The sequence below is a fragment of the Nocardia panacis genome, assembly GCF_003598715.1.
GTDB classification, from domain to species: Bacteria; Actinomycetota; Actinomycetes; order Mycobacteriales; family Mycobacteriaceae; genus Nocardia; species Nocardia panacis.
The window spans coordinates 378810-404107 of sequence record NZ_QZFU01000023.1; the positions used below are offsets into that span (position 1 = coordinate 378810).

The window sequence follows — 25298 nt, forward strand, 5'->3', positions numbered from 1 at the left end:
GTCACGCGTTGTCCCGCATCGGAATTCGCACCCCGCGCTCGGTCGCGACCTCGGCGGCGCGCTCATAGCCCGCGTCGACGTGCCGAATGACGCCCATACCGGGATCATTGGTGAGCACCCGTTCGATCTTCTGCCCCGCCAACGCGGTGCCGTCCGCGACACTCACCTGACCGGCGTGAATGGAGCGGCCCATCCCCACACCGCCGCCGTGGTGAATCGAGACCCAGCTCGCTCCCGACGCGGTATTGAGCAGCGCGTTGAGCAGCGGCCAGTCGGCGATGGCGTCGGAGCCGTCGGCCATGGCCTCGGTCTCCCGGTAGGGCGAGGCGACGCTGCCCGAATCCAGGTGATCGCGCCCGATGACGACGGGCGCGCTCAGTTCACCACTGGCCACCATCTCGTTGAAGCGCAGCCCGGCCAGATGCCGCTCGCCGTAGCCGAGCCAGCAGATCCGGGCCGGAAGCCCTTGGTAGGCAACGCGTTCGCTCGCCATCGTGATCCATCGGCGCAGCGATTCGTTTTCCGGGAACAGCTCGAGGATGGCGCGGTCGGTCGCCGCGATATCGGCCGGGTCGCCCGAAAGTGCCGCCCAGCGGAACGGCCCCTTGCCTTCGCAGAACAACGGTCGAATGTAGGCGGGTACGAAGCCCGGAAAGTCGAAGGCCCGGTCGCAGCCGCCGAGTTTGGCCTCACTGCGCAGCGAGTTGCCGTAGTCGAACACCTCCGAACCCGAATCGAGAAAGCCGAGCATGGCATTGACGTGGTCGGCCATGGACTCGCGGGCGCGTTCGGTGAATTCGTCCGGCTTCTTGCGCGCGTAGTCCGACCAGTCGTCGACCTCGATACCGCGCGGCAGGTAGGACAGCGGATCGTGGGCCGAGGTCTGATCGGTGACGATATCGACCGCCAACCCACTGGCCAGCAATTGCGGCAGCACCTCGGCCGCATTGCCGATCAGCCCCACCGACAGCGCTTTTCGCGCCTTGCGCGCCGCCGATACCCGGCGCACCGCATCGTCGAGATCGGTGGCGATCTCATCGAGGTAGCGATCGTGCAGGCGCCTGCGCGCGCGGGCCGCGTCCACCTCGATCACCAGTGCCACACCGCCGTTCATGGTGACCGCGAGCGGTTGGGCGCCGCCCATGCCGCCCAATCCCGCTGTCACCGTGAGGGTGCCCGCGAGCGTGCCGCCGAAGCGCTTGTCCGCGATGGCGGCGAAGGTCTCGTAGGTGCCCTGCAGGATGCCCTGGGTGCCGATATAGATCCAGGAGCCCGCCGTCATCTGCCCGTACATGGTCAGGCCCAGCGATTCGAGTCGCCGGAACTCGGGCCAATTCGCCCAGTCCCCAACCAGATTGGAGTTGGCGATCAGCACGCGGGGCGCCCACTCGTGGGTGCGGAAGACACCGACGGGGCGACCCGACTGCACCAGCAGCGTCTCGTCGAGTTCCAATGCGGTCAGTTCGCGGGTGATGGCGTCGAAGCTGGCCCAGTCCCTGGCGGCCTTGCCGGTGCCGCCGTAGACCACCAGATCCTGTGGCCGCTCGGCGACCTCGGGATCTAGATTATTGTGCAGCATACGCAGCGCGGCCTCGGTCTGCCAGTTCTTGGCGGTCAGCGCCGTTCCGCGCGCCGCGCGCACCGTGCGAGTCATGAATCGTGCCTTTCGTTGTCGAGGTAGGGGGCCACCGCACGCCGCAGCGCGCCGGAGCGGAGCAGTGCTTCGGCGGCGGCGATCTCGGGGGCGAGGTGGCGGTCCGGGCCGGGGCCCGGGACCTCGGTGCGCAGCAATGCCAGCGCGGCGGCCGTCGCCGGACCGGGCAGCAGCGGCGCGCGCAGGTCCAAAGCCCGCGCGGCGGTGAGATATTCGATGGCCAGCACCGTCCTCAGTCCGTCCACCGCCCGGCGCAGCTTGCGCGCGGCCGACCAGCCCATGGAGACGTGATCCTCCTGCATGGCGCTGCTCGGAATGGAATCCACCGAGGCGGGCGCGGCCAACCGCTTGAGTTCGCTCACCACTGCGGCCTGGGTGTACTGGGCGATCATATGGCCGGAGTCGACGCCGGGATCATCTGCGAGGAAGGGCGGAAGTCCGTGCGAGCGCGCGACATCCAGCATCCGGTCGGTGCGCCGCTCGGCCATGCTCGCCACGTCCGCGAGCGGGATCGCCAGGAAATCCAGGACATACGCCAGCGGGGCGCCGTGGAAATTGCCATTGGATTCCAGGCGGCCGTCGGCGAGCACCACCGGGTTGTCCACGGCGGCGGCCAATTCGCGATCGGCCACCGATTCGGCGTAGGCGACGGTGTCGCGGGCCGCGCCGTGCACCTGGGGCGCGCAGCGCAGCGAGTAGGCGTCCTGCACCCGATTGCAATCCGGACCCCGGTGGCTGGCCACGATCGGAGAATCGGCCAGCGCCAGTCGCATACGCCGCGCCGATACGGCCTGCCCCGGATGCGGACGCAGCGCCTGCAGGTCGGCGGCGAAGACGCGGTCGGTGCCGAGCAGCGCCTCCACACTCATCGCGGCCGTCAGATCCGCGATATCGAGCAGGGCGCGCAGATCGTCGAGCGCGAGCACCAGCATGCCGAGCATGCCGTCGGTGCCGTTGGTCAGCGCCAGACCCTCCTTCTCGTGCAGGGTCACCGGCTCGATGCCGTTGGCGCGCAACGCTGTCGCCGCGTCGACCGGTTCGCCGTCCGCCCCGGTGACAACGCCCTCCCCCATCAGTGCCAATGCCACGGCGGCCAGCGGGGCCAGATCGCCCGAGCAGCCGAGCGAACCGTATTCGTGCACGACGGGTGTGAGGTCGGCGTTGAGCAACGCCGCCAATGCCGCCGCCGTCTGCGGACGCACCCCGGTGTGCCCGGTGGCCAGGGTGCGCAGCCGCAGCAGCATCTGCGCGCGCACCACCTCCCGCTCCACCGCCGGACCCGCGCCCGCCGCGTGCGAGCGGATCAGCGAGCGCTGCAGCGCGACCCGCCGCTCCGGAGGAATCCGGCGGGTGGCCAGCGCGCCGAATCCGGTGGATACGCCATAGGTCGCGGTGGGGCTCTCGGCCAGCGCGTCCACATGCGCGCGCGCTGCCGCGATGCGGGCTTCGGCGGCGGCCCCGACCTGGACCCTGGCCCCCGCGCGGGCGACGGCGACGACGCTGTCCCTGGTCAACGGGTCGTCCACGGATACGGTGGCGATCTGCGCAGTTTCCGGCATGGGGCTATTCCACCGTCGCGGGGGCCGCGACGGTATGAGGCCGCGCCGGAATTAGTCTGGGATCTCAGACAGTGACCTGGAGGCGACATGGGAACCAGCACCGATATCCCGGCGCTGCGGCGCGGACTGGCCGTGCTGCGGCTGATGGCGGGCAAGGCCGGACCGGTCTCGGCCTCGGCCATCGCCCGCGAACTGGCGCTACCGCGCTCGACCACCTATCACCTGCTGGCCGAACTGGAGCAGGCCCGATTCGTCACCCGGCTGCCCACCGAACGGCGCTACGGGCTCGGTATCGCCGCTTTCGAACTCGGCTCGGCATATCTGCGCCACGAACCCCTGGAGCGATTGGCGGGCACGCTGCTGCGCGAATTGGTGGAGCAGGTCGGCCACAACGCCCACCTCGGCGTGCTGCACGGCAACGAGCTGGTCTACCTCGTCAAAGAGCGCCCCGCCCGCCCCGAGACCCTGGTGACCGACGTGGGTGTGCGCCTGCCCGCGCACCTCACCGCGTCCGGTCGCGCCATCCTGGCCCACCTGCCCGCCGCCCACGTGCGCGCCCTCTACCCGACCGCCGCCGCGTTCGTCGGCCGCACCGAGCGCGGCCCGCGCACCCTCGCGGCCCTGCGCCAAATCCTCGCCGCCGAACGCCGCCGGGGCTTTGCGAGCGAGGACGGCCACATCACCCCCGGTTTCGCCTCCGTCGCCTATCCGGTCTTCGACCACGGCAGACATCCGATCGCCGCCATCAGCGTCACTGTCCGCCACCACTGCGCCGACGCCCCGTGCGGGTGCGACCGGGCACCCCTCGCCGGCCGCGTCCGCGCCACCGCCGATGCCCTCACGCACCGAATCGGCGGCCGCACCGCCTGATTCGTGCTACTGCGCGAGCACCGCCATGGCGGCATTGTGGCCCGCGATGCCGCTGACGCCGCCGCCGCGGACGGCGCCCGCGCCGCACAGCAGGATGTTGGGGTGGGCGGTGGCCACACCCCAGCGATCGGACTCGTCGGTGCGGAAGGGGAAGGCGAGGTCGCGGTGGAAGATGTGGCCGCCGGGGAGGGCGAGTTCGGATTCGAGGTCGAGCGGGGATTTGGCCTCGAGGCAGGGTTTTCCGTCCGCATCGGTGGCGAGGCAATCGGCGATCGGTTCGGCGAGAACCGAATCCAGTTGCGCGAGAGTGGCTTCCACCAGCGCCCGCGTTGCCTGGTCGTCGGTGAAAAGGCGTGCGGGGGTGTGCAATCCGAAAAGTGTGAGGGTGTGCAGGCCCGAGGCCGAGCCGGAGAGGATCGAGGGATCGGTGAGCGTGTGGCAGTAGATCTCCGAAGGTGGGGCGCCGGGCGGACGCCCCGCCGCCGCATCCCGGTACGCCCGCTCGAGTTGGGTGTAGGACTCGGCGATGTGGAAGGTGCCCGCGAAGGCGTCGCTCGGAAGGATGGAGGTATCGCGCAGACGCGGCAGCCTGCGCAGCACCATATTGATCTTCAGTTGGGCGCCTTCGGGTTTCGGTCCCGGATCGGCGCCGAGCAGGCGATCCAGCTCGTACGGTGCGGCACCGACCAGGACATACCCCGCTCCGAGGACACCGCCGCGATACCGCACCTCGGCCGCGCGGCCATCGGTATCGATACCCTCGACCGGGCAGTCGGTGACCAGTTCTGCACCCGCCGCGCGCGCCGCCGCCGCGAGGGCATCGGTGAGCGCGCCCATACCCCCGACCGGCACATCCCAGTCGCCGGTGCCGCCGCCGATGATGTGGTACAGGAAGCAGCGGTTCTGGCGCAGCGTCGGATCGTGCGCATGGGTGAAGGTGCCGATGAGCGCGTCGGTGAGCACCACACCGCGCACCATGTCGTCGGCGAAACTCGACTCGACGACCTCGCCGAGCGGGTTGTCGAACAGCGCCGCCCAAGCCGTCGGATCATCGATGCGCCCGGCCAGTTCCGCGCGGGTCGGCAGCGGTTCGGTCAGCGTCGGAAATACCCGGCGCGCCACATGATTGGTCATCGAGTAGAACTCGCGCCACGCGTCGAAATCCCGCTCCGATCCGGTCACCGCGCGGAAACTCGCCCGCGTTCGCTCCTCGGATCCGGTATCCACCAGCAGGCCGCCCGCGCCGACCGGCGTGTACGAGGAGATCCGCCTGCGCCGCACGGCGAACCGCAGCCCCAGATCCTCGACAATCCGGCGAGGCAGCAGGCTGACCAGATACGAGTAGCGCGACAACCGCGCCTCGACCCCGGCGAATGGCTGCTCCGAGACCGCCGCTCCCCCGAGGTGCGCGCGCCGCTCGAGCACGGCCACCGACCGTCCGGCCCGCGCCAGATAGGCCGCGGCCACCAGCCCGTTATGACCGCCGCCGACAACCACCACGTCATAAGACCGATGCTCGGGAATCATCCCTCCTCGATAGCACGATTCCGGTCGGGTGGAAATCCACGGGATTCCGCACGACCGAACTCGCGGCGGCCACACCGGCGTGGCGGCGGGTCCTCGACTGGTTCGGCCGCTACCTGACCTGACATTTCGGACGGATTTCGGGATGGACCGAACCCGCGAGCCCGCCGCCTCGTATCCCTTTTGGACCGGCCACCACCCGGATCAGCCGGGAAGCCGGTCGGGAACGCGAGGTTCGCATGGCCATCGAACAGTTCAACCGACGCACGGTGGTGCTCGGTGCGAGCGCGGCGGCCGTCGTCGCCGCGTGCGCCGTCAAAGCAGCAGGCAAACCCGCCCGGTCCGCCGCCGACGGCGGCCAACAACTCGCCCGCACCGGCGACGTGCCCGTGGGTTCGGGCATCATCGTCGGCGGCACGGTGCTCACCCAGCCCGGTCCGGGCGACTTCCGGGGCTTCTCGACCACCTGCACCCATCAGGGCTGTGCGGTGAACGCCGTCGCGGGCGGCACCATCAACTGCCCCTGCCACGGCAGCCGCTACAACCTCGACGGGTCGGTGGCCAACGGTCCGGCACCGGCCCCGCTGGCTCCCGTGGCAGTGCACGTCCAGGACGACTGGATCGTCACGGGCTGACCGGATGGCCTGCCGCCAACTCCCGCACCGTGGCCCGAGCGCCGCGGGTGCGCAGGGATTGCAGTGCCTTGCGATAGGCGGCGACGAAGCGCGGCTGCTCGCCGAGCGTGCCGAACAGGGTGCGTTCGCTCAGGAACGCGCCCGGCTCCCACTCCTCGCGCGCGGCCAACTCTCGCAGCCGATCGCGCAGCGGGTCCACGATCTCGATGGGTTCGCCCTGCTCGTCGACGCCCGTGCAGTAGCGCGCCCATCCGGCCACCACCGTTGCCGCGCAGGCGATCTCGCCTTCGCCTGCGAGCCTGTCGCTGATAACGGGCAGCACCCATTTGGGTATGCGGTCCGAGGCGTCGGCACCGAGCCTGGCGATGGTGTCGCCGATCGCGGCATTGCCGAACCGCACCAGCAACTCGCGCCGATAGGCGACCAGGTCGATACCCGGCACCGGCGGCAGCGTCGGCAGCGCCTCGGTGGCCATGTAGCGGGACAGGAATCCCGCGAAATCCGGATCGGCGGCCGCCTCGTGGACGAGTCGATAGCCCGCCAGGTGACCGAGGTAGGCCAGCGCCTGGTGACTGCCGTTGAGCAGGCGCAGCTTCATCAGCTCGTAGGGCGCGACATCGCCGACCAACTGCACCCCGACGCGGTCGAGATCCGGCCTGCCCAACGGGAATTCGTCCTCCAGCACCCACTGGGTGAATGGTTCGGTCAGCACCGGCCAGCTATCGTCGACCCCGAAGCGGCGGGCCAGTTCGGCCCGCATGGGCTCGGTGGTGACCGGCGTGATCCGGTCCACCATCGAATTCGGGAACGCGCCCTCCGCCGAGAGCCACCGCGCCAGTTCGGGATCGCGCAATCGGGCGAAGGCGGTGAAGCTCGCGCGCGCGATGCGGCCGTTGCCCGCGATATTATCGCAGGACACGATGGTGAACGGGCGCAGCCCGCGCGCCCGGCGCCGCGCCAGCGCCTCGGCGACGAGCCCGAAGACGGTGCCCGGCATGGCATCCGGGGCGAGGTCGGCGCGGATCGCCGGATGGTCGACATCGAATTCGCCCTCGGGGGTGCAGTTGTAGCCGCCCTCGGTGATGGTGAGGGTGAGGATCCTGGTGCCCGGCGCGGCCAGTCGCTCGATCACCGTCTCGGGATCCTCTGGCGCCCAATGGTATTCGACGATCGAGCCGACCACTCGCGGCGTCCATGCGCCATCGGGCGCGGCGACGCACAGGGTGTACATGCCGTCCTGGGTCGCGAGCGCGTCGCGCATGCGTCGGTCGGCGGGCAGCACGCCGACGCCGCAGATGCCCCAATCCGGGGCCGCCTGCGCCTCGTGCAGCAGGTCCAGATAGCGGGCCTGATGTGCGCGATGAAAGCCGCCGACACCGAAATGCACTATGCCGGTGGATATCTCGGACCTCCGGTAGCTCGGTACGGAGATCGTGCCCGCTAGGTCGGGCAGGGTTCGCGCGGTGATCGGGATCATGACACCACTCCAGAGTGAGTTGCGGGGGTGTGTTGCGTACATCACATCACTCCGAATGGTATCGCACTGAGCATCGGCTCAGTAGATGAGCATTTGCTCTCCTAGCGAGAATGCCGGTGGCGCAGTCCGATTCAGGTGCGAGCGCCCGCGGCGGGAGATCCGACCGCGGGCGTCGTTCACCTCACTTGGCCTCCTGTGCTGTTCGGATGCCGCAGGCTGCGGCGAAATCCAGAGGTGAAAGGCCATCGGCGGAGTTCATATCGCAGTTGCCGAACGGCGAGCAGCCCTCCGGCAATCCCCCGCCGTACCCCTGGCCGTCGGTGTATTGATGCGCGATCTGACCCGGTAGTCCCGGATCCGCGCCGTATCCCGCACCGATCACCCGCAGCCCGTCCGGCCGGTCCGGCCACAGCTCGAAGAAATCGGAGCGATTGGCATAGCCGATCACCCGGCGCGGATGTCCGAGCCAGTCGGCCAGATTCCAGTAGGCGCGATTGATCCCATCGGATTGATCGCCCCGCGGATTACCGCCGGACTCCACATCGATCATGGAGATCATGCGCGGATGCGGACCGCCGAGCGCGGTCACCATGTCCCGGTGGACATTCACGCAGTCCGACCAGTTGGGCCGCCAGTAGAAATAGGCGATGAAGCAACCCAACCGCCCGGAATCGGCCGCCCGGCAGGCCCATTCGTAGTTGGCGGCGAAATTATCGTCGCGAAAGGTGCCGTCATTGGAGCGAAAGCTGAAGATCCCGTACGGATAGGAATCATCGACCCGCGCCTGAAAATATGACACATCCGCGAAGAGACTGTCGACCATGCCGTTCTCCCTCGACTTCGGATTCCGAATATTTCCCGATGCGCCGCGTCCCCCGGATCCCCGCTGCCCGCGAGCGGCGTGAGATGCCCGTGAAATCCGGGTGAAGGGTATGCGCCGCAGACTTCTTCGGGTGGAGGAAACCGTTCCGACGCAGCCCGACGCACCGGGACCCATGGTGAATGTGGGCTACCGCCGAGCGAAAGCAGGCGGTCGGTTGAATGGACCAGGGGTTCCATTCGTCGAACCGAGGCACGATAACAGTTCGCGTGCTCGGTTTTTGGTTGCGGTATCTGCATTGCGGGAGGACAGAGTGGACGAGGCAACATTGGAACGACCGGCACCGGCGCTCGGGGGACGCGGGGTGCTGGAAGGGGCGTTCGCACTATTGGAGGCGCTGGCGCACGGTGCGGAGACGGGTCTGACGCAGTTGGCGACCGCCGCCGGACTGCCGAAGGCGACGGCCTATCGGCTGTTGAATCAATTGGTCACCGAGGGTGCGGTGCAACGCCGCTCGGGCCGATATCGGCTCGGACCCCGCGTGTACCGGTTGGGCCAGACCTGGGAGCCCGCGCGCCTGCTCCGGTCGGCCTCGGCGCAGCCATTGCGGCAACTGGTGGCCGGATTCGAGCGCGGCGGGTTCAGCCTGGCGGTGGCGGATCGGGGGCAGGTCATGCTGGTCGGCGGGATCGGGCGCGAGATCGATGAGATATTCCCGCTGCGAGCGGGCACGCTGCTGCCCTCGGGGACGGCGGCCGAGCAGGTGCTGTTCGCCTCACAAGGGGAACGACCGGTGCCGCACGGGTTCTCCTACCGGGAGTGGGAGCGGCTCAGCGCGGCTGCTCGCACCAGGGGCCTCGGCTACGACCTCGATGCCAAAACGCATGGCCTGGTCTGCGTGGCGGCCCCGGTGCGCGGTCCGGAGGGTGCGGTGGTGGCCGCGCTGGCCTGCACCCTCACCGAACCGCAGCGCGTTCCGGTGCTCGCCGAGGCGGTGCAGCGGGCGGCGGGGCTGGTCACCACCAATCTGGCCCGGTTGATCCGCGCCACCCGCGCGCTGTAGCCGGCGTCGCACGGCAGCGGATTCCTTTGAATCCGCTGCCGTGCAACAATTCACGCCTCTACCGCGACCGGCGCGGGCTTGCGCAGAAAGCGGGCCAGCAGGAACGCCGCGATCACCGCGGGAATATTCATCGACAGGCCGTACAGCGCGGGGGCGACGGCCATTTTCTCGTTGTGCAGCACCGAGACCGCCACCGTGATGGCCAGCGCGCCATTGTGGATGCCGATCTCCATGGCCGAGGCAATGGCCTGATCGGCGGCCACCCCGAACAATCGGGGCACGACGAAGCCGAGCGCGAAACTGAGCGTCGACAGCACCAGGCACACCGCGATGAGCGTGCCGAAATTCTCGGTGAACGTCTTGGGCTGCTGGGCGAATGCCCCGACGACGACCAGCGCCAGCACCGCGATCGACGCGATCTTCACCCCGCCGCGCATCCGCTCGGCCCGGTCCGCGAAGCGGTGCCGCACGAACATGCCGATCGCCACCGGCACCAAGACGATCGCGAACACCTGGATGAATTTATCCGGGCGCACACCGAGTTTCGCACCATCGTCGAGGAAGCGATCGAAGGCGAACGCGGCGATGACGGGCATGGTGAACACCGCGATCACCGAATTGATCGCGGTGAGTGTGATATTCAACGCCACATCGCCGCCCGCGATATGGCTGAACAGATTCGCCGACGGGCCGCCCGGCGCGGCCACCAGCAGCATCATTCCGGCCGCCAACGCACCGGTGAGTCCGAACAGTTGGATCAGCCCGTAGCAGATCACCGGCAACACCAGGATCTGACAGGCCAGCGCGACCGCGGCCGCCTTGGGATAGCGCGCCACCCTGGCGAAATCGGCGACCGTGAGGGTCACACCGAGCCCGAACATCACCAGGGCCAGCGCCAGCGGTAGGAATACCGCGAACATCGTCGAACCCACTGTGTCTCCTCATCCACGAATAGGTCGGTCGGACAATGAATCTCGACGCTATCGGCCCGCTCGGCATTTCCCATGTCTGGCACTGGAATTCCCCACGCTATGGCGCGAAGAAATAGCTTTCACCTATGGCATGGGCGCGAGGATCAGCCGAAAACGGCGCACGCGTAACCCACATGCCGCCCCTCGGCGACGCGAACCTCGGTCCGTGCCGGATCGTCGGCGGGCTGGTCCGCGCTGAGGGTGTGCATACCGATGCCCGCGGGCACCCAATCCAGCAGCGCGATCCCACCCGAGGGGCGTACGGTGCCCAGCACGCTGCCATTGTCGTAGAAGGTCACCGGCGCGACCGGGTCGCTGACCCTGGCCCGGATCGTGTACGTGCAGCCGGTGCCGTAGTTGGTGCCGAACCCGTAGTTGATACCGGGCAGCACGCCGATCCCGACCACATCCGCTCCGGCGGCGGGCGCGGCGAACAGAACCAGACCCGCGGCGAGGACGCAGGCGGCCGCGATGCGATTACCCATCTCTACCCCGTCCGGTTCGACGACGACCCCGCGTCGGGGCCGTATCGATCCTCACCCGAACCGGCCGCACGCAGCGGGCGAATCGCCGGAACCCGGTGCCGCGACCGTCACACTTTGAGCGCCGCATCCACCGCGACGGTCACATCTCAGCGCCGCATCCGCCGCGACAGTGCCAACTGGACCTCCAGCAGCATCCGATCGCCCGGATCGCCGAGGTCGATGCCCAGAATGTGCTCCACTCGCCGCACCCGGTAGCGCAGGGTATTGGGGTGCACGCACAGCAGGGTCGCGGCAGTGCGCACATCCCCGTGCTCGCGCAGGTAGGTCTCGACGCTCTCGCACAGGTTCGCCGAATGCTTGCGGTCGTAGTCGAACAGCCCCTGCAGCCGGGGATCGTGCAATTGCGGATGCGCGGCCACCAGATCCAGGATCTCCCCCAGCAGCACCGAGGTGCGGGATTCGGCCAGTGTGCTCACCCCGGCCTCGGGATTGCTGTCGAGCACCCGGTCCACCTCGGCGCGGGCGGGGGCCACATTCACCAGATCCGCCACCGGACAGGCGATGGCGGCGCGCAACCGCACCGCACGCTTGGCCTCGAGCTGTTCGACCACTTGCCGCGCCCACGCGGTGACCGCGCGCGCCGACTGGTACTGCGGGAACAGCACATACGCCCTGTCGCCCAGCATGGTGGTGACCGCGTCGGGCCGGAATGAACTGGCGCGCAGGCGAAGCAATGTCCCGAACGCGGATTGATCGCCGACGCCGGTCAGCTCGAATCCGATGACGGCGGCGGGACCGGTGGTGGGAATGTTCAAAGTGCTTGCCGCGCTGAGGATATCGACACTGCCGGGACGCGCGCCGAACAGGCGCTGAACCAGCACCGCCTCGGCCGACGGCGCGGCCAGGCTGCGCGCGATGATCCTCGCGGCGATGGCGGAAGCTCCGCGCAGGATCACCGCGGCGTCCGATTTGAGCGGCCTGTCCCCCTGCTGCAACCAGATGGAGCCGAGCATCCGGCCCGCCGTGCCCGCCTCCTCCGCGGGCCGGTGAATGCCGACGACCAGCCTGCGCTTGATGCGCAACTCCTCGTGGGCGGGCACATCGATGACCTCGTCGGTGCGCCGCAACCGGTCGAACACACCCCATTCGCGCAGCACCCGAAGGTATTCGCGCGGCCCCTCGCGCCCCAGGATCGACTGGACCCGCATGTGATCGGCGGTCTGATCCGATGCGGAGTAGGCCAGTACGTGCGACTGCGGATCCTCGATGGACACCAGACCGCCCGCGCTCTGCGCGAGCATCTGCGCGAGCCCGAACAGATCGGTATCCATCGCCACTAGGTCGTCCCCGGTCGCCACCTTCATCAAGCCTCCTGCACAACACCGCGGGGATCGCCCGCACCTGCCTAATCCACACGCGTTTAGGCCAGTACGCCAACGCACACATCCCATCTTTGTCCGACTGGCTCATCCTCCGGGGTGTTTTGCCGGTGTTGACTTCGGCTGATTCACCACGCACGACCCCGCAGGAGGACCCATGGACGCCATCGTGGCCACGCCGGCGCCGCACAACGAGCCCGTCGGCACCTTTGCGCCCGGAACCCCCGAACGCGCCCGCTTACAGGCGAAACTGACCGAAATCGGGTCGGAGACCGCCGAATTGCGCCATGTGATCGGCGGCGCGCACCGGCGCGGGACCGGACAGAGTTTCGCCGTTGTCCAACCGCACAGACACGCCGCCGTCCTGGGCACCTTCGTGGCCGCCGAGGCCGCCGACGTGCGCGCGGCCATCGACGCCGCGACGGCGGCCGCGCCCGAGTGGCGGTCGCTGTCGTTCGAGGATCGGGCCGCGGTCTTCCTGCGGGCCGCCGATCTGCTCTCGGGGCCGTGGCGCGAAACCATCGCCGCCGCCACCATGCTCGGTCAGTCGAAGACCGCCTATCAGGCCGAGATCGACGCACCGTGCGAACTGGTCGACTTCTGGCGCTTCAATGTGCATTTCGCCCGGCAGATCCTGGCCGATCAACCGGTGTCGGGTCCCGGCACCTGGAATATGGTCGAGTATCGACCGCTGGAGGGGTTCGTCTACGCGATCACCCCGTTCAATTTCACCGCCATCGCCGCGAACCTGCCGACCGCGCCCGCGCTGATGGGCAATACGGTGCTGTGGAAGCCCTCGCCCACCCAGGCCGTCGCGGCCTACTGGACCATGAAGCTGCTCGAAGCGGCGGGTCTGCCGCCGGGTGTGATCAACCTGGTGCACGGGTTCGGACCCGAGGTCTCGCAGGTGGCGCTGGCCGATCGGCGGCTGGCGGGCATCCACTTCACCGGGTCCACCGGCACCTTCCAGCAGTTGTGGCGCACCGTTGGGGCGAATATCGCCGCCTACGACACCTATCCGCGGCTCGTCGGCGAAACGGGCGGCAAGGATTTCGTGGTCGCGCACAGCTCCGCCGACCCGGAAGTGCTGACCACCGCGCTGATTCGCGGGGCCTTCGACTATCAGGGTCAGAAATGTTCGGCGGCCTCGCGGGCCTTCGTCCCGAAATCGGTGTGGGCGCGCATGTCCGGCGATTTCCTGGACAAGGTGGCGACGCTGCGCTACGGCGATATCACCGATCTCACCAATTACGGTGGCGCCGTGATCGATAAGCGCGCCTTCGACCGCAATGCGGCGGCGCTGCGCCGGGCCGAGGCCACACCGGGCCTGAGCGTCGCGGTCGGCGGCGGCGCCGAGGACAGCGTCGGCTATTTCATCGAGCCGACCGTGCTGCTCGGCGAGGATCCGACCGACGAGGCGTTCCGCACCGAATATTTCGGTCCGATCCTGGCGGTGCACGTCTATGACGACGGCGCGGCGGGCGCCTTCGAGCGGACACTGGAATTAGTGGATCGCGGGTCGGCCTACGGGCTCACCGGATCGATCATCGCGACCGATCGCGCGGCCGTCGCGCGAGCCTGCGAGGCGCTGCGGTTCGCCGCGGGCAACTTCTACATCAACGACAAACCGACGGGTGCGGTCGTCGGCCAGCAGCCCTTCGGCGGGTCGCGCGCCTCCGGTACGAACGACAAGGCAGGCTCGGCCCAGAACCTGCTGCGCTGGACCTCGGCCCGCACGATCAAGGAGACCTTCGTCCCGCCGACCGACCACCGCTACCCGCATATGGAGGCGTGAACCATGGCCAATCCGCTCCGCCCCGCACTGCTGGCCGCGGCGAGATCGCCCCGCATCGCCCGCACCCTCACCGGGCTGCGCACCACCAAGAAGGTCGTCGACCGGTTCGTCGCAGGCGATTGCGAGGATCAATTGGTGGCTGCGGCGGACACGCTGCTCGCCTCCGGCCGCCACCTCACCATCGACTATCTCGGCGAGGACATCACCGATATCGCCCAGGCCAAAGACACTGCGGCGCATTACCGCACGGTGCTGAGCGCACTCGGCGAATCGGGCGCGACCTCGGAATCGGTGCGCCCGCTGGAGGTCTCGCTCAAACTCTCGGCACTGGGTCAATCGCTGCCGCGCGACGGCGACGCCATCGCCCTCGAGCACGCCCACCAGGTGTGCGAGGCCGCGGCGGCGGTGGGCGCGTGGGTCACCATCGACGCCGAGGACCACACCACCACCGATTCCACGCTCGGCATCGTGCGCGAGCTGCGCGGCGAATTCCCTTGGCTCGGTACGGTTCTACAAGCCTATCTGCGACGCACCGAGGCCGACTGCCGCGATCTCGCCGGTCCCGGTTCGCGAATCCGGTTGTGCAAGGGCGCATACCAGGAACCCGCCACCGTGGCCTATCGGGAGCGGGAGGCGGTGGACCAGTCGTATCTGCGCTGTCTGCGGGTCCTCATGGAAGGGCGCGGCTATCCGATGGTGGCCTCGCACGATCCGGCGATCATCGAATCCGCGCTGCGCATGGTCGCGACCACCGAGCGCAAGAATGACGAATTCGAATTCCAGATGCTCTACGGCATCAGGGATGCCGAGCAGCGACGGCTCGCCGCGGCCGGATATCACCTGCGCGTCTACGTCGCCTACGGCAGCCAGTGGTACGGGTACTTCATGCGCAGGCTCGCCGAGCGGCCCGCCAACCTGACCTTCTTCCTGCGCGCCATGGCCGAGCGAAACCGCGCCTGATCCAACACCTTTCGACCCCGTCGACCCCACGAATGCCGGGATCCAACCCCCGTGACGCCCCGGATCCCGGCATTCGCCCGGTCGACGGGGTCGCCGCGCGCCTCATTCCGATTCGGGTCGCGCCTTCGGCTTCGGCGACAACCGGACCACGCCCGCCTCCAAGTCGAGGTCGACGCGCGGACGCTCCACCTGACCATTGGCCTGCTCGCCGCCCTCGTCGGTCAGCTTCTGGCCCGGAAACAGTTCGCCGATGACACCCATACCTCGACAATAGGCTTCCGCCGAAGGCCCTTCGCAAAAAACCCAAGGGACTGCCGCATCCCCTCATCCAGGATGAACAGTCCCTCGGGCGTCTGCGCGACCCTATGCGGTCGCGGGCGCGGCGCCCTCGAGCCGGGAATGGCGCCGGGAGTAGCCGAAGTACACGATCAACCCGACGACCAACCAGACCGCGAAGCGCACCCAGGTCTGCCAGGGCAGCGACCAGATCAGATAGAGCGAGAACCCGATGCCGATCACCGGAACCACCGGCATGAGCGGCAACCGGAATTCGCGCGGCTCCTCGGGGCGGGTGTAGCGCAGCACGATCACCGCGACGCTGACCACGATGAAGGCCATCAGGATGCCGATATTGGTCAATTCGGCGACGGTATTGATATTCAGCAGCCCGGCCAGCGCCGCCGAGCCGATGCCGACGATCCAGGTGACCCTGGTGGGCACCTTCCGCTTGGGATGGGTCTTGGCGAACCATTCGGGCAGCAGACCGTCGCGGCTCATGGCGTACCAGACGCGGGTCACGCCGAGCATGAAGGTCAACACCACGGTGATGATGCCGACGATCGCGCCGACGGCGATGATGTTGGCGACGCCGTCCATCCCGACCGCCTTGAAGGCGTGCGAGAAGCCGCCGGTCGGATCGATATCGGTGTATTTCTGCATCCCCGTCAGCACCAGCGTGGCCAACACGTACAGCACCATGGCGATCGACAGCGAGTAGATGATCGCCTTGGGCAGTTGCTTCTTCGCCTCGATGGACTCCTCGGCGGCGGTGCTCATGGCGTCATAGCCGAAGACCGCGAAGAAGACGGTGGCCGCGCCGGTCCACACCGCGCCGGTGCCGAACGGGAAGTACGGGTGATAGTTGGCGCTGTTGATATGGAAGACGCCGAGTCCGACGATCAGCAGCACCAGCGCGACCTTGATGCCGACGGCGACGATCTCGAACCGGCCGACACTGCGGATGCCGCGCGAGAGCAACCAGGCCGTGCCCAGACAGAACAGCACCGCGAATACATCGATCACGTGGCCGTCACCGGTGCCCATCGCGCCGAGCATCCAGGCGGGCAGGTGGACGCCGATCTGGTCGAGCAGGAAGCCGAAATAGCCGGAGACGCCGATCGCGACGACCGCCGCCACCGCCACGTACTCCAGCAGCAGATCCCAGCCGATGAACCAGCCCGCGAGCTCCCCCAGCGACACATAGCCGTAGGTGTAGGCCGAACCCGCCTTGGGCACCATGCCCGCGAATTCGGCGTAGCACAGTGCCGCGCACGCGGAGGCGACGCCCGCGATCAGGAACGAGATGAGCACGGCGGGGCCGGTGGTCTTGTGCGCCACCGATCCGGCCAGGGCGAAGATGCCCGCGCCGATGATGCCGCCGACCCCGATCGCGGTCAACTGCCACAGGCCGAGATGTTTGGACAGCCGCTCGTCGGGCGGGGTGTCCTCGTCCTCGACCAGTCCGATGGGTTTGCGGCGCAGCATTTGGCCGCGCAACTCCGCAAGGGACATGGGGCTTCCTTTCCGTCGCCGCGTCGCGCCTCGATGCGTAACGCGGGTCACACTGTGTAGCCGCAAAAAGCTAATACGACCACAGTGACGCACGGATCGGCGGATTGGCTAAATAACGTTCAGGAATGCTTGTCCGGACGGACAAACCCGGCGGTCTCCCGCCGGGTTCGCGTCACCGTGACAGATATTTCCGGACGACATCGGCTGATTCGCTGATCGCCCCGATATAGCCGTCGGGGCGGACTACAACATATGTGCCCGGCGCGACGTCGTATCCCTCGCACGGCGCCAATTCCACGGTGGGCACCCCGAAATTCGCCGATTCCGCCAGGAAGGCGAGCACCGTGTGGTGCGTGCCGCGCAACACATCGAATAGTCGCCCGGACTCCAGGACCCCGTCCGGCGCCCGATCACCGGCCCGCAACGCGCCGGGTTCGACACGATCATCGAGGGTCAAGGGGCCGAATCGGTAGCTGATATCCAGCTGATCGATCGCGGGCGCCGAACCGCCCCGGAAATCCTGCAGGTGCAGCTTGGTCGTCAGGCCGAGCACGTCCGCCGCGACCGTCATGCGTTCGGCCGCATAGGATTCCAGCAGTTCCTGATCCGCGCCCGCCTGCACGGCGGCGAGTTTCCAGCCGAGATTGTAGGCGTCCTGCACACCGGTGTTGAGGCCCTGACCACCCGCCGAGGAATGCACGTGCGCCGCATCGCCCGCCAAAAGTACACGGCCCGAGCGGAATTGATCGACCATGCGAACATTGACCCGGTACAGCGAGATCCAGCGCAGATCGTGCAGCACGATATCGTCGCGACCCGATCGCTCGGCGCACAGCCGCCGCACCGCGTCCAGGGTCAACTCGGGAACCCGGTCGGTAGGGACCGTCGCGACGAACTGATAGTAGTCGCTCTGCGGCAGGTTCCACAGCGAAAACCGTTCGCTCACATCACCATTCCCGGTGAACATATGGCAGAAGCGACCGTCGAGGCCATCGGCGCGCACATCGCCGATGAGGGTGCGCTCGGTCTCGAAGGTGTCACCGGCGAAACCGATGCCGAGCGCCTTGCGCACGGTGCTGCGGCCACCGTCGGTGCCGACCAGATAGTCCGCCCGGATCGCGCCCGCCGCGGTCTGCGCCGTGACTCCGGTGGAATCCGCTGTGACACCGATGATCTCGGTGTTGTACTCGATGCGGCCGCCGAGCTCGATCAGGCGGGCGCGCAGGATCTCCTCGGTGCGCCACTGCGGGATCAGCCAGGTATCCGGATACGGGATGGTCCGGGTGGCCGCGCGCGGCGGCGTGCCGAGCATCTGCGAGACGCTGCGCTCCCACACCACCGCATGCTTGTTGTAGAGGCGGAATTTCGGGAATGGCTCGCCGCCCGCGAGCACCCGATCGATAATGCCCATATCGTCGAATACTTCGAGGGTGCGGGGCTGCAAACCCTTCGCACGGGATCCGACGAACAATCCCGACGCCTTTTCCACCAGCCGGAACGGTGTGCCGCGCCGGGCCAGTTCGCAGGCGAGCGTCAGTCCGGTCGGGCCGGCCCCGACAATCAATACGGTCACGCTGATTCTCCTCGTTTGTTCAGCAGGACGAGCAGGACGTCATCCACCAGTCGGGTGATGAACGGGGCGTCGAATCCGCCGCCGGTCTGCAATTGCCGCAGGATCATCGCCTCGGCCACATCGTGGATCAGGTCGAAATCGGTCTCGGCGGGCAGTTCGCCGCGCTCGACCGCGCGCCGCAGCGCGTCGTGGAAGGGGGACAGCTCCTCGTTGTCCAAATGCGCGCGCAGCGCCTCGGCCAACTCCGCGTCGTGTCGCATGGCGGCGGCGAGGCCGCCGATCATGGCCAGATACCCCTCGGAACTGCGCGCGCACAACGCCTCCAGCACCGCGACCAGATCGCCGCGCAGGCTGCCGGTGGCCGGGATATCGGCATTGTGGACCGCGTCGTGGGCATCCAGTGCCGCCCGCACCAGTTCGGGTTTATTGCCCCAGTGCCGGTAGATGGTCGCTTTGCTGGCCTTGGCCCGTTCGGCGACGGCGTCCATGGTGAGCGCCACGTAGCCGCGTTCGGCGAGTACGTCCAGCGCGGCGGCGAGTATCGCGGCGATGCGCTCCGGTCCCCTTACCATTCCTGAAGTGTACGAAACTGTTTCGTACACTTCAAGTCGCCGCCACGGCCCTTGACACCGACCGGCACCGGCGAAGAATGTTCGATACCATGCCGGTCGTGCGGAAAAATGAGACGCCTCCTCGGACGCCTACCGCAGGATCATCATCGAAAGCCCGCGCGGCCTCCCCCATCGACGAGATCGACCGCATCCTGCTCGACAATCTCGCCCGCGACGGTCGCATGACCAATAACGCACTGGCCGAGGCGGCGGGCATCGCACCGTCCACCTGCCTCGGTCGGGTGCGAGCGCTGGTGGAGCGCGGCATCATTCGCGGCTTCCACGCCGATATCGACCCGGCCGCGGTCGGCCGCAGCCTGCAGGCCATGGTGGCGGTGCGGGTGCGGACCGACGCGCGCGGGCAGCTCGCCGCCTTCGGCGACAAGATGGCCGATATCCACCAGGTGCTCAACGTCTACTTCATCGCGGGCGCGGACGACTACCTCATCCACGTCGCCACCGCCGACTCCGACGAACTGCGCCGCTTCGTCCTCGACCACCTCAGCGCCGATCCGGTGGTGGCCTCCACCGAGACCATCCTCATCTTCGAGCACACCCGCACCCGAGCGGGGACGGCGACCGGAGCCCCCTGAGGCGCACCTGCGCGCCTTCGCTCCGGCCACGCGCAGGTCAGCGCCGCGCCCATGGTCTCAGGACGCCGACTACTCAGCCCACCAACTGCTGAGCGGCGTATCCGTGTGCGGCGGCGACGGATTCGTTGAGCAACTGCCCCTCGTGGGTGCTCAGACCCGCGGCCAGACCCGCGTCGGCGGCGGTCGCGGCCCGCCAACCCTTCTCGGCCAACGAGATCACATACGGCAGCGTGGCATTGGTCAGCGCGACGGTGGAGGTGTAGGGCACCGCGCCGGGCATATTCGCCACGCAGTAGAACACCGAGTCGTGCACCTTGTAGGTGGGGTCCGCGTGCGTGGTCGGATGCGAGTCCTCGAAGCAACCACCCTGGTCGATGGCGATATCGACGAGCACCGATCCCGGCTTCATCTGCGCGACAAGGTCATTGGAGACGAGTTTGGGGGCCTTCGCGCCGGGGACCAGCACCGCGCCGATCACCAGGTCGGCCGCGCGCACGGCGCTCTCCACCTCGTGGGCGTTGGAGGTGATGGTCCGGACCCGGCCGCCGTAGAGCGCGTCGATCTCGCGCAGCCGGGCGATATTCAGGTCGAGCACCGTCACCGACGCGCCCATGCCCGCGGCGATGCCGATGGCGTTGCTGCCCGCGACGCCCGCACCGATCACCACGACCTCGGCGGGCCGCACACCCGGCACGCCACCCATGAGCACGCCGCGACCGCCGCCGCTGCGCATCAGGTGGTACGCACCGGCCTGCGGGGCCAGTCGACCGGCGACCTCGCTCATCGGTGCCAGCAGCGGCAGCGAACCGTCCTTCCCGGTGACGGTCTCGTAGGCGATGGAGGTGATGCCCGAGCCGAGCAGCGCGTCGGTGCACTCCTTGGAGGCGGCCAGGTGCAGGTAGGTGAACAGCACCTGATCGCGGCGCAACCGCGAATATTCCTCGGCGATGGGCTCTTTCACCTTCAGCACCAGTTCGGCGGCCGCCCACACCCCGTCGGCGGTCGGCAGGATCTGCGCGCCCGCGACGGCGTACGCGTCGTCATCGAAGGCCGAGCCGACGCCCGCCCCCGCCTCGACATACACGGTGTGCCCGCGCGAAACCAGCTCGCGCACCCCCGCGGGTGTGCACGCCACCCGGTACTCGTGGTTCTTGACCTCGCGGGGAATTCCGATCTTCACCTTGTCTCCTGACTCGATCACGGGAAGGTCCAACCCATGAGATGGATCACCTTTCGGTGAGTGAGTATGAAGAATCGTTGGAAATCAGTCCAGAACTGTGAAGATGATTCTTGAATTGATCATACAAGTGCCTGAATATTCGGACCGCACCCGGCCTCCGGGGTTCGACTCCGAATCATCTTCGCCCGATTCAACCCACGACATCCCGGTCGGCGATCATGCCGTCGACACCGTCGAGCAGGCAGCACAGGCCGAATTCGAAGATGCTTTCCGGCTGCGAGGCGTCGAGCGCGTCCGCGCCGAAGCGGGCGATCATCGGCAGCGTTCCGGCGGCCAGCGCCTGCCGGATCTGCCCGTCGCGCGCACCGAGCCACTGCTCGCGGGAATGCCGCGCGAACTGTTCGCGCGCGAGCGGATACGCCGAACTCTGCGTGTGGGTGCCCACCATGATCGCGATCCGGACCATGGTGGGGAAGTCGAGTCCGAGATCGTCGACGGCGCGGATGCGCCAGTCGGTGTAGCCCATCATGCTGGGCGCGATCGGCGGCCTGGTGGTGAGCGCGAAAAGCTGTGGCACCCAAGGATGGTCGAGGTAGATCTGCCATTCCCGGCGCGCCGACAGCTCCAGCTTGGCGCGCCAGCCGGGCGGGCCGGGTTCCGGCAGGGGATGGTCGCCGAAGACGGCATCGATCATCAAACGCCCGAGTTCCTCTTTTCCCGGAACATAGCGATACAGCGACATCGCCCCGACGCCGAGTTCGGCCGCGACATGCCGCATGGACAGGCCGAAAGCGCCGTCGCGGTCGACCAATTCGATCGCCGCGCGCACCACGCGATCCAAAGACAGTCCGGGGACGACCGCCTCCACCGGCGCGGCGAACTGTTCCTGATTCGCCGAGACGCGCTCGCGATAGGCCCGAGCCCGGCAGGCACGGGAGCAGTAGGTGGGCGGGCGGCCGCGCACGGCGGGCGCGAGTGCGCGCCCGCAGACTTGGCAATTGGGCATTCGAGGCTCTTTTCGTCACAAGATCGGGTTGGTGTCGAAATTCTACTACTTCGTGTCGAAATCAAGATATCTCCTCTAGTTGCGCGAATATCCCGGTTTGTGGGTACGGTGTATTTATGACTCGTACGGTGTACCCGAAGGAAAGAGCTGAAGCGACCCCCGCCCGCTTCAGCGTGGAACTGCGTCAAGTGGTGAAGGTGTATGGCGAAGGCGCCGCGGCGGCCAGGGTGCTCGACGAAGTGAGCCTGGGCTTCCCGCACCACACCTTCACGGCGGTCATGGGACCCTCCGGCTCGGGCAAGAGCACACTGCTGCAGTGCGCGGCCGGATTGGACCGGCCGACCTCGGGTTCGGTCACGGTCGAAGGCACCGAACTGACCACACTCGACGAGACCGAACTGACCCGGCTGCGCCGCGATCGACTCGGCTTCGTCTTCCAGTCCTACAACTTGGTTCCGACCCTGACCGTGGCGCAGAATGTCACGCTGCCAATGGAATTCGCCTCTCGGCCGGTCCCCGCCGACGCGCTGCGCGAGATCCTCGCCCGGCTGGGCCTCGAGCGACACGCACACTCCAGACCCGCGGAACTGTCCGGCGGCCAGCAGCAGCGCGTCGCCATCGCCCGCACCCTGCTCAGCGCCCCTTCGGTGATCTTCGCCGACGAGCCGACCGGAGCGCTGGACAGCCGCGCCGCCGCCGAAGTCCTCGGCTTGCTGCGCCAAGCCGTGGACGGCGCGGGGCGCACCATCGTGATGGTGACCCACGATCCGATCGCGGCCGCGACCGCCGATGCCGTCGTCTTCTTCGCCGACGGCCGCGTCGTGGACATGATGCATCGACCCCGCCCGGACGCGGTGGCGGCCTGGATGGCGCACCTGGGCGCGGCGGCACGCGGGGGTGTCCGATGATGTGGCGGTTCGCGCTGCGCACCGTGCGGGCGCGCACTTCGGCCTACCTGGCGGCGGCGGCGGTGATCGCGGCCGGAACCGCGCTGCTCGTCGCCTTCGCCGCACTCGTGACCTCCGGGAACGCGGTCGCGGATGGTCGCGGCGAATCGTTGACCATGCTGGCGCTGATCATGGGTGGTTGGACCGTGGTCGTGGTGATCTTCGGCATCGCCGCCACGGTCTCCCTGGTGATCGCGCAACGCACCAGGGAATTGGCGCTCATCAGGTCGATCGGCGCCGTTCCCCGACAGGTGCGGGCGCTGGTGCTGGTGGAAACCGTTGCCGTCGCGGTGCCCGCACTGCTCGCGGGCGTGCTGCCGGGAACCGGACTCGGCGGGTTGCTGCTCGACCGCATGGCCGCGCTCGGGGTGGTCACGGTGTCGGCCCGGCTCGTCGTGCACGGTTCGACGATCGTGGCGGGTGCGGGCGTTTCCTTGCTGGCGGCCGTGATCGCGGCGCTGCTGGCGGGTCGACGCGCCGCGACGATCGCGCCGGTGCAGGCCCTCGCGGGCGAGGCGGGCCCGGCGGGCGTCGCCCTCTCCCGAACGAAAGCCCGTCTGGGAGCACTATTCCTGGTCATCGGATTCGGCAGCGGTGTCGGCACCCTGTTCATGGCCGACGGACCGCTGCTCGCCGCCGGAGCCGGACCGGCGTGTATCGGCGTCGCGATCGGCCTGGCACTGCTGAGCCCCGCTACCGTCGCGATACCCGATGCGCTCACCGCCCGATTGCCGAGCAGCACTTCACGATTGGCCCTGCGCAACCTCGCCGCCCGCGCCGCGGAAGCCACTCCGGTCGTCGGGGCGCTCACCCTGCTGATCGGTATCGCGACCGGCACGCTGTACATGCAGGCCACCGAGGACAGCATCACCAACCGCGCCCCCGATGACGTCGCCCCGCAATTCGCCGCGGCGAACTACATGATCGTCGGCTTGATCATCGCCTTCAGCGCGATCACCGTCGCCAACTCGCTGGTCGCGGCCACCTGGAAACGTCGCCGCGAGTTCGGCCTGCTCCGGCTGACCGCCGTGACCCGACGCCAGGTGCTCGGGATGGTCGTGATCGAAAGCGCGGCGGCGACATTCGTCTCGGTCGTCCTCGGCACGGTCGCCGCGGCGGCCACCATCGTCCCCTACAGCCTCGTCAAGACCGGCTCTCCGATACCGGGCGGACCGGGGTGGATGTTCCCCGCGATCGTCGCGAGCGGGTTCGCGGTAGCCCTCGCCGCCACGACCGCGACGAGCCTGCGGGCCACCCGCGAACCTCCGCTCACCGCTCTAGGCGTTGGCGGGTAGCTCGGTGCCCGCGCCGCGCCTGCGGACGGTGACGAGGTCGTGGCGGGCGGCGGGGAGGGTGGGCTCGTCGGCTCCCTCGATGACGAATCCGGCGTCGGCGATCAATTGTCGGTCGTCGACGCCGGGTTGGCCCTCGCTGGTGAGGTAGTCGCCGAGGAATATGGAGTTGGCCAGGTGCAGAGCGAGGGGTTGCATTGCGCGCAAATGGATTTCGCGGCCGCCCGCCAGCCGCACCTCGACATCCGGGAAGTGGAAGCGGAATACGGCCAGGATGCGCAGGCAGCGTTCAGGGGTGAGTTCCCAGCGACCTTCGAGGGGCGTGCCGTCGAAGGGGATGAGGAAGTTGACCGGCACCGAGTCGGGATCGAGTTCGCGCAGGGCACGGGCGATATCGACGATATCGTCATCGGATTCGCCCATGCCGAAGATGGCGCCGGAGCAGGGTGAGAGTCCCGCGCGACCCGCGCGGCGCACCGTGTCGGTGCGGTCGGCGAAGGTGTGGGTGGAACAGATGTCGGCGTAGCGGGATTCGCTGGTATTGAGGTTGTGGTTGTAGGCGTGCGCGCCCGCCGCGGCGAGGCGTTCGGCCTGCCCATCGCCGAGCAGGCCGAGGCAGACGCAGACCTCCACCTTCGGATGGTCGTCCTTGATGGCGGCGATGGTCTGTTCGAGGCGCGTGATATCGCGCTCGCCCGGTCCGCGCCCGCTGGCGACCAGGCAGACCCGCTTGGCGCCTGCCTCGACGGCCTGCCCGGCGACCTCGGCCGCCTCGGCGGGCGTGATCCACGAATATTTCAGCACGTCGGAGGCGGAGCCGAGCCGCTGCGAGCAGTAGCCGCAGTCCTCCGGGCACAGGCCGCTTTTCAGGTTGACGATGGTGTTGAGTTTGACGCGATTGCCGAAGTGCGCCCGCCGCAGTCGCGCGGCGGCCGCCACCACCTCGAGCAAATCGTGCGTATCGGACAGCAGTTCCAGCGCTTCGGAGCGGGTCGGCAGTTCGCGACGGAACGCCTTGTCCACCAACACGTTCAACAGATCATTTCCCATGCCGGGCAACCTAGCAAAGAACTTGAACGGCGTTCAAGTATTGACTTGAACGCCGTTCAAGTT

At 68.1% G+C, this 25298-nt stretch carries 23 protein-coding genes; 8 read left to right on the forward strand and 15 right to left on the reverse strand.

Annotated features, from left to right (window positions below):
• Position 1: 1 nt before the first annotated feature.
• Together hutU and hutH are read right to left on the reverse strand one after the other, a co-directional pair.
• Complete coding sequence (gene hutU, locus D5S18_RS20605; RefSeq protein WP_120042674.1) at positions 2-1654, reverse strand: urocanate hydratase; 1653 nt, start codon at positions 1652-1654, stop codon at positions 2-4.
• Entirely contained in the window at positions 1651-3213 is a 1563-nt protein-coding gene (hutH, locus tag D5S18_RS20610; protein WP_203236828.1) for a histidine ammonia-lyase, read from the reverse strand. Before hutH ends, hutU begins: the two co-directional genes overlap by 4 nt.
• Positions 3214-3300: 87 nt before the next feature.
• Between hutH and D5S18_RS20615 the strand changes: the two genes are divergently transcribed.
• Entirely contained in the window at positions 3301-4083 is a 783-nt protein-coding gene (locus tag D5S18_RS20615; protein ID WP_120042675.1) for an IclR family transcriptional regulator, read from the forward strand.
• A 6-nt stretch (positions 4084-4089) separates the two neighbouring features.
• Here the strand turns inward: D5S18_RS20615 and D5S18_RS20620 are convergent, their stop codons facing one another.
• Positions 4090-5610 carry a phytoene desaturase family protein gene (locus tag D5S18_RS20620; RefSeq protein ID WP_203236829.1) on the reverse strand — a complete coding sequence of 507 codons (1521 nt, stop codon included), beginning with the start codon at positions 5608-5610 and terminating at the stop codon, positions 4090-4092.
• A gap of 236 nt (positions 5611-5846) precedes the next feature.
• Here D5S18_RS20620 and D5S18_RS20625 point away from each other — a divergent pair, with 236 nt between their 5' ends.
• Positions 5847-6242: a QcrA and Rieske domain-containing protein gene (locus D5S18_RS20625; protein WP_120042676.1), complete on the forward strand. Its 396-nt coding sequence runs from the start codon at positions 5847-5849 to the stop codon at positions 6240-6242.
• Here D5S18_RS20625 and D5S18_RS20630 read toward each other — a convergent pair.
• Positions 6232-7719 carry a mannitol dehydrogenase family protein gene (locus tag D5S18_RS20630; RefSeq protein ID WP_120042902.1) on the reverse strand — a complete coding sequence of 496 codons (1488 nt, stop codon included), beginning with the start codon at positions 7717-7719 and terminating at the stop codon, positions 6232-6234. The genes D5S18_RS20625 and D5S18_RS20630 overlap by 11 nt on opposite strands.
• A gap of 181 nt (positions 7720-7900) precedes the next feature.
• Positions 7901-8542: a hypothetical protein gene (locus D5S18_RS20635; protein ID WP_120042677.1), complete on the reverse strand. Its 642-nt coding sequence runs from the start codon at positions 8540-8542 to the stop codon at positions 7901-7903.
• Between the two features lie 310 nt (positions 8543-8852).
• Between D5S18_RS20635 and D5S18_RS20640 the strand changes: the two genes are divergently transcribed.
• Complete coding sequence (locus D5S18_RS20640) at positions 8853-9602, forward strand: IclR family transcriptional regulator (RefSeq protein WP_120042678.1); 750 nt, start codon at positions 8853-8855, stop codon at positions 9600-9602.
• A gap of 50 nt (positions 9603-9652) precedes the next feature.
• Here D5S18_RS20640 and D5S18_RS20645 read toward each other — a convergent pair whose 3' ends face one another.
• The 3 genes from D5S18_RS20645 to D5S18_RS20655 form a co-directional block, all read right to left on the reverse strand.
• Positions 9653-10534, reverse strand: coding sequence for a bile acid:sodium symporter family protein (locus D5S18_RS20645; RefSeq protein ID WP_120042679.1), 882 nt, complete (start codon positions 10532-10534; stop codon positions 9653-9655).
• 143 nt (positions 10535-10677) lie between these two features.
• A complete protein-coding gene (locus D5S18_RS20650) occupies positions 10678-11058 on the reverse strand; it encodes an Ig-like domain repeat protein (protein WP_120042680.1) in 381 nt (126 codons plus the stop codon).
• Positions 11059-11204: 146 nt separating this feature from the next.
• Entirely contained in the window at positions 11205-12422 is a 1218-nt protein-coding gene (locus D5S18_RS20655; RefSeq protein WP_345789780.1) for a PucR family transcriptional regulator, read from the reverse strand.
• Between the two features lie 172 nt (positions 12423-12594).
• On the opposite strand from D5S18_RS20655, the gene pruA reads away from it, so the two are divergent.
• On the forward strand, positions 12595-14232 hold the full coding sequence (gene pruA, locus D5S18_RS20660; protein ID WP_120042682.1) for an L-glutamate gamma-semialdehyde dehydrogenase: 1638 nt from the start codon (positions 12595-12597) through the stop codon (positions 14230-14232).
• A 3-nt stretch (positions 14233-14235) separates the two neighbouring features.
• On the forward strand, positions 14236-15192 hold the full coding sequence (locus D5S18_RS20665; protein ID WP_120042683.1) for a proline dehydrogenase family protein: 957 nt from the start codon (positions 14236-14238) through the stop codon (positions 15190-15192).
• A 102-nt stretch (positions 15193-15294) separates the two neighbouring features.
• Here D5S18_RS20665 and D5S18_RS34945 read toward each other — a convergent pair whose 3' ends face one another.
• The 4 genes from D5S18_RS34945 to D5S18_RS20680 all read right to left on the reverse strand — a co-directional run bounded on the left by D5S18_RS34945 (position 15295) and on the right by D5S18_RS20680 (position 19128).
• A complete protein-coding gene (locus tag D5S18_RS34945; protein WP_158607914.1) occupies positions 15295-15453 on the reverse strand; it encodes a hypothetical protein in 159 nt (52 codons plus the stop codon).
• 102 nt (positions 15454-15555) lie between these two features.
• The gene (locus D5S18_RS20670) at positions 15556-16983 is read right to left on the reverse strand and encodes an amino acid permease (protein ID WP_120042684.1); all 1428 of its coding nucleotides are present in this window, start codon (positions 16981-16983) and stop codon (positions 15556-15558) included.
• Positions 16984-17155: 172 nt separating this feature from the next.
• Positions 17156-18556 carry an FAD-dependent monooxygenase gene (locus D5S18_RS20675; RefSeq protein ID WP_120042685.1) on the reverse strand — a complete coding sequence of 467 codons (1401 nt, stop codon included), beginning with the start codon at positions 18554-18556 and terminating at the stop codon, positions 17156-17158.
• A complete protein-coding gene (locus D5S18_RS20680; RefSeq protein WP_120042686.1) occupies positions 18553-19128 on the reverse strand; it encodes a TetR/AcrR family transcriptional regulator in 576 nt (191 codons plus the stop codon). The genes D5S18_RS20675 and D5S18_RS20680 overlap by 4 nt, the downstream gene beginning before the upstream one ends.
• A gap of 98 nt (positions 19129-19226) precedes the next feature.
• Between D5S18_RS20680 and D5S18_RS20685 the strand changes: the two genes are divergently transcribed.
• Positions 19227-19760: an Lrp/AsnC family transcriptional regulator gene (locus D5S18_RS20685; protein ID WP_239003894.1), complete on the forward strand. Its 534-nt coding sequence runs from the start codon at positions 19227-19229 to the stop codon at positions 19758-19760.
• A gap of 73 nt (positions 19761-19833) precedes the next feature.
• Here the strand turns inward: D5S18_RS20685 and ald are convergent, their stop codons facing one another.
• Complete coding sequence (gene ald, locus D5S18_RS20690; RefSeq protein ID WP_120042904.1) at positions 19834-20940, reverse strand: alanine dehydrogenase; 1107 nt, start codon at positions 20938-20940, stop codon at positions 19834-19836.
• A 190-nt stretch (positions 20941-21130) separates the two neighbouring features.
• Positions 21131-21946: a TetR/AcrR family transcriptional regulator gene (locus tag D5S18_RS20695; RefSeq protein WP_120042687.1), complete on the reverse strand. Its 816-nt coding sequence runs from the start codon at positions 21944-21946 to the stop codon at positions 21131-21133.
• A 116-nt stretch (positions 21947-22062) separates the two neighbouring features.
• Between D5S18_RS20695 and D5S18_RS20700 the strand changes: the two genes are divergently transcribed.
• Positions 22063-22854, forward strand: a complete 792-nt coding sequence (locus D5S18_RS20700; protein WP_120042688.1) for an ABC transporter ATP-binding protein — start codon at positions 22063-22065, stop codon at positions 22852-22854.
• A complete protein-coding gene (locus D5S18_RS20705; protein WP_120042689.1) occupies positions 22851-24188 on the forward strand; it encodes an FtsX-like permease family protein in 1338 nt (445 codons plus the stop codon). Before D5S18_RS20700 ends, D5S18_RS20705 begins: the two co-directional genes overlap by 4 nt.
• On the opposite strand, the gene bioB is transcribed toward D5S18_RS20705, so the two are convergent.
• The gene (bioB, locus tag D5S18_RS20710; RefSeq protein WP_120042690.1) at positions 24171-25235 is read right to left on the reverse strand and encodes a biotin synthase BioB; all 1065 of its coding nucleotides are present in this window, start codon (positions 25233-25235) and stop codon (positions 24171-24173) included. The genes D5S18_RS20705 and bioB overlap by 18 nt on opposite strands.
• Positions 25236-25298 lie beyond the last annotated feature (63 nt).

Coding starts and splice junctions, on each gene's coding strand:
- D5S18_RS20695 (WP_120042687.1), bottom strand. CDS start 21,946: ATGCCCAATTGCCAAGTCTGCGGGCGCGCACTCGCGCCCGCCGTGCGC.
- bioB (WP_120042690.1), bottom strand. CDS start 25,235: ATGGGAAATGATCTGTTGAACGTGTTGGTGGACAAGGCGTTCCGTCGC.
- D5S18_RS20670 (WP_120042684.1), bottom strand. CDS start 16,983: ATGTCCCTTGCGGAGTTGCGCGGCCAAATGCTGCGCCGCAAACCCATC.
- D5S18_RS20680 (WP_120042686.1), bottom strand. CDS start 19,128: ATGGTAAGGGGACCGGAGCGCATCGCCGCGATACTCGCCGCCGCGCTG.
- D5S18_RS20655 (WP_345789780.1), bottom strand. CDS start 12,422: ATGAAGGTGGCGACCGGGGACGACCTAGTGGCGATGGATACCGATCTG.
- D5S18_RS20630 (WP_120042902.1), bottom strand. CDS start 7,719: ATGATCCCGATCACCGCGCGAACCCTGCCCGACCTAGCGGGCACGATC.
- D5S18_RS20705 (WP_120042689.1), top strand. CDS start 22,851: ATGATGTGGCGGTTCGCGCTGCGCACCGTGCGGGCGCGCACTTCGGCC.
- D5S18_RS20650 (WP_120042680.1), bottom strand. CDS start 11,058: ATGGGTAATCGCATCGCGGCCGCCTGCGTCCTCGCCGCGGGTCTGGTT.
- hutH (WP_203236828.1), bottom strand. CDS start 3,213: ATGCCGGAAACTGCGCAGATCGCCACCGTATCCGTGGACGACCCGTTG.
- D5S18_RS34945 (WP_158607914.1), bottom strand. CDS start 15,453: ATGGGTGTCATCGGCGAACTGTTTCCGGGCCAGAAGCTGACCGACGAG.
- pruA (WP_120042682.1), top strand. CDS start 12,595: ATGGACGCCATCGTGGCCACGCCGGCGCCGCACAACGAGCCCGTCGGC.
- D5S18_RS20615 (WP_120042675.1), top strand. CDS start 3,301: ATGGGAACCAGCACCGATATCCCGGCGCTGCGGCGCGGACTGGCCGTG.
- D5S18_RS20700 (WP_120042688.1), top strand. CDS start 22,063: ATGACTCGTACGGTGTACCCGAAGGAAAGAGCTGAAGCGACCCCCGCC.
- D5S18_RS20665 (WP_120042683.1), top strand. CDS start 14,236: ATGGCCAATCCGCTCCGCCCCGCACTGCTGGCCGCGGCGAGATCGCCC.
- D5S18_RS20625 (WP_120042676.1), top strand. CDS start 5,847: ATGGCCATCGAACAGTTCAACCGACGCACGGTGGTGCTCGGTGCGAGC.
- D5S18_RS20620 (WP_203236829.1), bottom strand. CDS start 5,610: ATGATTCCCGAGCATCGGTCTTATGACGTGGTGGTTGTCGGCGGCGGT.
- D5S18_RS20635 (WP_120042677.1), bottom strand. CDS start 8,542: ATGGTCGACAGTCTCTTCGCGGATGTGTCATATTTTCAGGCGCGGGTC.
- hutU (WP_120042674.1), bottom strand. CDS start 1,654: ATGACTCGCACGGTGCGCGCGGCGCGCGGAACGGCGCTGACCGCCAAG.